Annotated in this window: 7 protein-coding genes; 4 read left to right on the top strand and 3 right to left on the bottom strand. The window is 73.8% G+C overall.

The annotated features are described in order from the left end of the window. Positions 1-51: 51 nt before the first annotated feature. Positions 52-465, bottom strand: a complete 414-nt coding sequence (locus ITI46_RS19280) for an SsgA family sporulation/cell division regulator (RefSeq protein ID WP_209240906.1) — start codon at positions 463-465, stop codon at positions 52-54. Between the two features lie 283 nt (positions 466-748). Between ITI46_RS19280 and ITI46_RS19275 the strand changes: the two genes are divergently transcribed. The 4 genes from ITI46_RS19275 to ITI46_RS19260 all read left to right on the top strand — a co-directional run bounded on the left by ITI46_RS19275 (position 749) and on the right by ITI46_RS19260 (position 4,765). Beyond that, entirely contained in the window at positions 749-1,867 is a 1,119-nt protein-coding gene (locus tag ITI46_RS19275) for an energy-coupling factor ABC transporter permease (RefSeq protein ID WP_209240905.1), read from the top strand. A 15-nt stretch (positions 1,868-1,882) separates the two neighbouring features. Beyond that, the gene (cbiQ, locus tag ITI46_RS19270) at positions 1,883-2,647 is read left to right on the top strand and encodes a cobalt ECF transporter T component CbiQ (protein ID WP_209240904.1); all 765 of its coding nucleotides are present in this window, start codon (positions 1,883-1,885) and stop codon (positions 2,645-2,647) included. Continuing rightward, positions 2,635-3,441: an energy-coupling factor ABC transporter ATP-binding protein gene (locus ITI46_RS19265; RefSeq protein ID WP_209240903.1), complete on the top strand. Its 807-nt coding sequence runs from the start codon at positions 2,635-2,637 to the stop codon at positions 3,439-3,441. The genes cbiQ and ITI46_RS19265 overlap by 13 nt, the downstream gene beginning before the upstream one ends. Before the next feature lie 97 nt (positions 3,442-3,538). Next, complete coding sequence (locus ITI46_RS19260) at positions 3,539-4,765, top strand: serine hydrolase domain-containing protein (protein WP_307808233.1); 1,227 nt, start codon at positions 3,539-3,541, stop codon at positions 4,763-4,765. A gap of 89 nt (positions 4,766-4,854) precedes the next feature. On the opposite strand, the gene ITI46_RS19255 is transcribed toward ITI46_RS19260, so the two are convergent. Next, a complete protein-coding gene (locus ITI46_RS19255) occupies positions 4,855-5,808 on the bottom strand; it encodes a 4-(cytidine 5'-diphospho)-2-C-methyl-D-erythritol kinase (RefSeq protein WP_209240902.1) in 954 nt (317 codons plus the stop codon). Beyond that, entirely contained in the window at positions 5,805-6,755 is a 951-nt protein-coding gene (gene rsmA, locus ITI46_RS19250; protein WP_209240901.1) for a 16S rRNA (adenine(1518)-N(6)/adenine(1519)-N(6))-dimethyltransferase RsmA, read from the bottom strand. Before rsmA ends, ITI46_RS19255 begins: the two co-directional genes overlap by 4 nt. Between the last annotated feature and the right edge of the window lie 25 nt (positions 6,756-6,780).

Below are 6,780 nucleotides of genomic sequence, written 5' to 3'. Positions count from 1 at the left end.
CTTCCGAAGGGCAGGAGGGCGGGGGTTTCGGCGTCACACCCCCGCGCAGCGTCACACCCCGCGCAGCAGCGCAGCGAAGCCCTCTTCCAGGTCGAGGAGGGCGGGCTCGGTGCCGGCCGGGACCAGGCCGTAGGTGCGCTGCAGGAAGGCGGCAAGGTCGGTGGCGCGGAACTCCAGGACCGCGACGCCCTCACCCGCGTGCAGCTCGATCACGGTCCGCTCCTGGCCGCAGGGGCAGATGTGCACGTCGCCCTCACCCGCGGGTCCGCGCAGCCCCTCGGCGAGGAGCTCGCGGGAGAAGGCCCAGGCGACTTCCCCGCCGTCCAGGGAGATCTCGGCGGGGAAGACGATCCGCACCGCCAGCGGGTCGTCCGTCTCGTAGCGGAGAGCAGGTGCGAGGGGCCGGGTCGCGGGCGGCCGGGTGATCAGTTGAGCCTGCACGGTGCGGGTGATGACCTTGGACACATCTGCTCCTCTGGGTCGGGGGTTCCCGGTGCGCTCGTCGCCCGGACCGGGTTGCCCCTTCGTCCAGTCAGACGCTTGCGGAAGCGGCTCAGTCACCCGGCAACCCTGGTGAGCTCCACCACAGGTGCGGGGACAGGGCCGGACGTTCCCTGGTGATCCGGGCATTCCCCATGCCCTCTTGCGAAGTCTTTGCATCTGACCGCTATTCTCAAAAGGCTGGAAACGGCCGCTGCCAGGCCATTGCCGGGCCGTTGTGAGAAGCCGTGAGAAAGCGGAGCGCCTGATGCACGTACCTGATGGATTCATCAACGCCCCCGTCTCGGCCGGTACGGGAGTCGTCGCTGCCGCAGCCGTCGCCGTCTCCCTGCGCGGCGCCCGGCGGGAACTGGGCGGCGGCCCCGGCGAGGCGGGAGAGCGGACGGCGCCGCTGGCCGGGCTGGTGGCCGCGTTCATCTTCGCCGTACAGATGCTCAACTTCCCGGTGGCGGCGGGCACCAGCGGCCATCTGCTGGGTGGTGCGCTGGCCGCGATACTCGTCGGCCCTTACACCGGTGTGCTGTGCGTCTCCGTCGTGCTGCTCCTGCAGGGCGTGCTGTTCGCGGACGGCGGGCTGACGGCGCTGGGCACCAACATCACGGACATGGGCGTGGTGACCGTCCTGGTGGCCTACGCCGTCTTCCGCGCACTGCTGCGGGTGCTGCCGCGGCGGCGCTCCATGGTGACCGGGGCCTCCTTCGTCGCCGCGCTGGTCTCGGTACCGGCGGCGGCAGTTGCCTTCACCGCGGTCTACGCGCTCGGCGGGACCACCGATGTGGCGCTGGGCAAGGTATTCGGCGCGATGGTCGGAGTGCACGTGCTGATCGGGATCGGCGAGGCCGCGATCACCGCGGCGACCGTGGGCGCCGTGGTGGCCGTACGCCCCGATCTGGTGTACGCGGCGCGCGACCGGCTCGCCGTACGGCTGGAGTTGCGCCCCTCGCCGCTGTCGGCGGACCCCGAAGCGGCACCCCGGCCCGCGCCGGCGGCTGCTCCGGTCGCCGCGCGGCGCCGCTCCACCCGCCCGCTGTGGGTCACCGGGCTCGTCGTCACCCTGCTGTGCGCGGGCGGGCTCAGCTTCTACGCCTCCTCGAGCCCCGACGGGCTGGAGAAGGTCGCCGCCGACAACGGCATCGACAAGAAGGAGCAGCAGCACGCGGCGGAGGACTCCCCGCTGGCGGATTACGGGGTCGAGGACATCGCCGACAGCCGGCTGTCCGGCGGGCTGGCGGGCGTCATCGGCGTGGGCGCCACCCTCGCCGTGGGCTCCGGCGTCTTCGTCGTACTGCGCCGCCGGCGCGCTGGAACGGCCCCGGCCGAGGCCGCCGCCACGGCTCCGTCCGCTCCGTCCGGCGCCGAGCGCTGAGAAGGGCGGGCCGACATGGGCGCCGGACACGCGCACAAGCTCTACAAGCACGCCAACTCGCCCGTGCACGCGCTGCCAGCGCACTGCAAACTGGCGGCGGTCTTCTGCTTCGTCGTCCTGATCGTCGCCACCCCCCGGGAGGCGGTCTGGGCGTTCGGCGCGTACGCGGTGCTGCTGGCGGCCGTCGCCGCCGCCTCCCGGGTGCCGCCGCGCCATCTGCTGACCCGGATGGCGATCGAGGTGCCGTTCGTGGCCTTCGCGGTGCTGCTGCCGTTCGTCGCGGAGGGGGAGCGGATCACCGTCTGGGGCCTGTCGCTGTCCGAGTCGGGGCTGTGGGGCGCCTGGAACGTACTGGCCAAGGGCACCCTCGGAGTGGCCGCCTCGGTGCTGCTCGCCTCGACGACGGGGCTGAACGAACTGCTCCTGGGGCTGGCCAGGTTGCGGATGCCGTCGCTGCTGTGCCAGATCGCCACGTTCATGGTGCGCTACGCCGACGTCATCAGCGACGAGATGCGCCGGATGCGCACGGCGCGCCTCTCCCGCGGCTTCGAGGCGCGCGGGCCCCGGCACTGGGGGGTGCTGGCCAAGTCGGCGGGATCGCTGTTCATCCGCTCCTACGAGCGCGGTGAACGGGTGCATCTGGCGATGCTCAGCCGCGGCTACACCGGCACCATGCCCCCGGCCCTCGGCGACGGACCCGCCGCTCGTACGCAGTGGGCCCGTTCGGCGGCGCTGCCGCTGGCCGCCCTCGCGATCTGCCTGTTGGGATGGACTCTGTGACCTCCACCGACACCGACACCACTGCCACCGAGACGTCCGAAGCGGCTCCCTCGCTCGAAGTGCGCGGCCTCGCCTACGCCTATCCCGACGGCCACCAGGCGCTGTTCGGCGTCGATCTGACGGTGCCGCGCGGCCAGCGGGTCGCGCTGCTGGGCCCCAACGGCGCCGGCAAGACCACGCTGGTGCTGCACCTGAACGGCATCCTGACGCCGGGCGCCGGAGCGGTGACCGTCGCCGGGCTGCGGGCCGAGCGCCCCAACCTGGCCGAGATCCGGCGCCGGGTCGGCATCGTCTTCCAGGACCCGGACGACCAGCTGTTCATGCCGACGGTCCGCGAGGACGTGGCCTTCGGGCCCGCCGCTGCGGGACTGCGCGGCGCCGAACTGGAAGCGCGGGTGCACGAGGCGCTGGAGCGGGTCGGGATGGCCGAGCACGCCGACCGGGCGCCGCACCACCTCTCGTTCGGCCAGCGGCGCCGGGTCGCCGTCGCCACCGTGCTGGCCGGCCGCCCCGAAATCCTCGTACTGGACGAGCCGTCCTCCAACCTCGACCCCGCCGCCCGCCGGGAGCTCGCGGATCTGATCCGCTCGCTCGATCTGACGGTGCTGATGGTCACCCACGATCTGCCGTACGCGCTGGAGCTGTGCCCGCGCTCTGTCGTGCTCAGCGACGGTGTCCTGGTTGCGGACGGCAATACGCAGGAGTTGCTCTCCGACGCTGAGCTGATGCGGGCCCACCGTCTGGAGCTCCCGTTCGGTTTTGACCCGCGGTCGGTGACGGTGCCGGTGGCCTGATGAGGGGGCACCCCCTCTCCAGAGCCCACCTTCGCCGTAGGACCATGGGGGCGCGGCGTCACAAAAGCGCCCTCAAGGCGACAGGAGCTTAGGAAGCGTGGCAGAGGTCGTTGACACAGCAGTGCACGGCGCACGGCCGACAGTGCACGGCACGGTCGCGGAGGGGTACGAGCCCGTCCGCGACGCCTTCATACGCAACTTCGAGCGGCGCGGCGAGCACGGCGCCGCGCTGACCGTGCACCGGGACGGCCGCAAGGTCGTCGACCTGTGGGGCGGCAGCACCGACCCCGCCGACCCCAACGCGGCGCCCTGGACCGGGGACACGGCAGTCGTCGTCCACTCAGCCACGAAGGGCCTGGCGGCGGCCGTCCCGCATCTGCTGCACCAGCGCGGCCAGCTCGACCTGGACGCGCCCGTCGCCTCGTACTGGCCGCAGTTCAAGGCCGCGGGCAAGGAACGCGTCCTGGTCCGCCATCTGCTGGCGCACCGCGCCGGGCTGCCCACGCTGGAGACGCCGCTCACGCCCGAGGAGGCGCTGGAGCCCGGCCGGGCGGCGCGGGCGCTCGCCGCGCAGGCCCCCGAATGGCAGCCGGGCACGGCGCACGGCTATCACCCGCACACCTTCGGCTGGCTGTTGGGCGAACTGGTGGCCCGCGCCAGCGGCGGCCGGAGCCTGGGGCGCTGGTTCACCGACGAGGTGGCCGGACCGCTCGGGCTGGACCTGTGGATCGGGCTGCCCGACGAGGTGGCGGCCGGCGGCCGGGTGGCCCGGGTCGCCAGACAGGAGGCGCCCGCGCCGGAGCCGGGAGCCCTGCGTACCCGCCCCAAGCGCTCGGTGACCGAGGCGTACGCCGATCCCGGCTCGCTGACGCGCCGGGCCTTCGGCGCCATCGAGCCGAAGCCCGACGACAACGACCCGGTCTACCGCGCTGCCGAATTCCCCGCCTCGAATGGTATCGCCACGGCACGCTCGCTATCCGCGTTCTACGCGGCGCTGCTGGGCCCTCTCGGTGGGGCCCGCCGGCTGTTCACGCCCGCGACGCTGACCCAGGCACGTTCCGAGGAGTCGGAAGGACCGGACCGGGTGCTGGTCGTCAACACCCGGTTCGGCCTCGGCTACATGCTGCACGGCTCGGCCAGCCCGCTGCTGGGCCCCGGCTCGTTCGGCCACCCCGGGAGCGGCGGCTCACTCGGCTTCGCCGACCCCGAGACGGGGGTCTCTTTCGGCTACGTCACCGGTACCCTGCACCGTTCGGTGACCAGCGATCCGCGTCCGCAGGCGCTGGTGCGCGCGCTGCGCGCCGTTGTTGGCCTCGCCGGCTGATGAGGGGCTGCCCCTTGCTGCTTCGTCGCAGGCTGCGGGCCCGTTGTGGCTTGTCGCGCAGTTCCCCGCGCCCCTTCGGGGCGCGGCCGTCACACAACAGTCGCACCCGGCGCCGGGCCTGACGTGGCGCGAGCCATCCGGCAGGTGGCGGAGGCGGTGAGGGTGTGGGCCGTGCGGGCTGCCGAGTCGGCGTCGGGGACCAGGAAGGCGCAGGTGGGGCCCGAGCCGGAGACCAGCGCGGCCAGGGCGCCCGCGGCGAGGCCGGTGTTGAGGGTCTCGGCGAGTGCGGGCCGCAGGGAGAGGGCGGCGGGCTGGAGGTCGTTGCGCAGGGTGGTGGCCAGCGACTGGGCCTCGCCCGAACGCAGCGCGTCCAACAGCGCTTCGGAGGCGACAGGTTCGGGCACCTCGGCGTCCGAGGAGCCGGTGCCCGCCGCCTCCCGCAGCCGGTCGCACTCGCGGTAGACGTCCGGTGTCGACAGCCCGCCGTCCGCCACGGCGAACACCCAGTGGAAGGTGCCGCCCACCTCCAGCGGCGTCAGCACCTCGCCCCGGCCCCGGCCGAGCGCGGCGCCGCCCGCGAAGCTGAACGGCACGTCGGAGCCCAGCTCGGCGCAGAGCGCCAGCAGCTCCTCGCGCGGGGTGTCCAGGCCCCACAGCCGGTCGCAGGCCAGCAGGGCACCGGCGGCGTCCGCGCTGCCGCCCGCCATGCCGCCCGCGACGGGGATGTCCTTGGCGATGTGCAGGTGCACATCGGGCGCCAGCCCGTGCCGCTCGGCCAGCAGTTCGGCGGCGCGCGCCGCGAGATTGGTGCGGTCCTGCGGCACCAGCGCGGCGTCGGGCCCCGAGACGGTGAGCCGGGGCTCGGCGGCGCGGGTGGCGCTGACCGAGTCGTACAGCCCGACGGCGAGGAAGACATTGGCCAGGCCGTGGAAGCCGTCGGGGCGCAGCCCGCCGACCGACAGCTGCACATTGACCTTGGCCGGTACGCGGACCGTGACCGTCGGCGTCGAGCCGGTGGGGGTGGCGGCGGCTGGCTGGGTCACGCGGTGGGCTCCTCGTCTCCGTTCCGGTTCTCGTCCACGGGTGCGTCGTTCCGGCCCGGGCGGTGCTCCGCGATCGCGGCGAACTCGGCGACGGTCAGCGACTCCCCGCGCGCCTGCGGGGAGACCCCGGCCGCGCGCAGGGCCTCCTCAGCCGCCGCGCCCGAGCCCGCCCAGCCGGCCAGCGCGGCCCGCAGCGTCTTGCGCCGCTGCGCGAACGCCGCGTCCACGACGGCGAACACCTCCTCGCGGCTCGCCGCGGTCGCGGGCGGGTGGGCACGCCGTACGAGCGAGACCAGCCCGGAGTCGACGTTGGGCGCCGGCCAGAACACGTTCCGCCCGATCGCACCGGCGCGCTTGACCTCGCAGTACCACGCGGCCTTCACCGACGGCACCCCGTACACCTTCGAACCCGGCGGCGCCGCCAGCCGGTCGGCGACCTCGGACTGCACCATCACCAGCGTCCTGGCGATGCTCGGGAACGCCGCCAGCAGGTGCAGCAGCACAGGGACGGCCACGTTGTACGGGAGGTTGGCCACCAGCGCGGTCGGCGCAGGGCCCGGCAGCTCGGTGACCCGCAGCGCGTCCTCGTGCACCAGACAGAAGTGCCCGGCGCGCTCCGGCAGCCGGGCCCGCACCGTCGCGGGCAGGGCGGCGGCCAGTACGTCGTCCACCTCGACCGCGGTGACATGCGCCGCGCTCTCCAGCAGCGCCAGGGTCAGCGAGCCCAGCCCGGGGCCGACCTCCAGTACGACGTCGTCGGCGCCGACCTCGGCGGTGCGCACGATCCGGCGCACGGTGTTCGGGTCGATGACGAAGTTCTGCCCGCGCTGCTTGGTGGGCCGCACCCCCAGCGCCCCCGCCAGCTCCCGCACCTCTGCGGGTCCGAGCAGCACGCCGCTGCCTGCGGCGTCGGACGCGGTGGACGGGTCGGAAGGGGCAGCACTCACCGCGCCAGTTTACGGCTCGGAAGAG

Origin of the sequence: Streptomyces oryzae, assembly GCF_017676365.1 — a bacterium.
GTDB lineage: Bacteria > Actinomycetota > Actinomycetes > Streptomycetales > Streptomycetaceae > Streptomyces > Streptomyces oryzae.
This window is presented reverse-complemented; position numbering and strand designations above follow the sequence as displayed.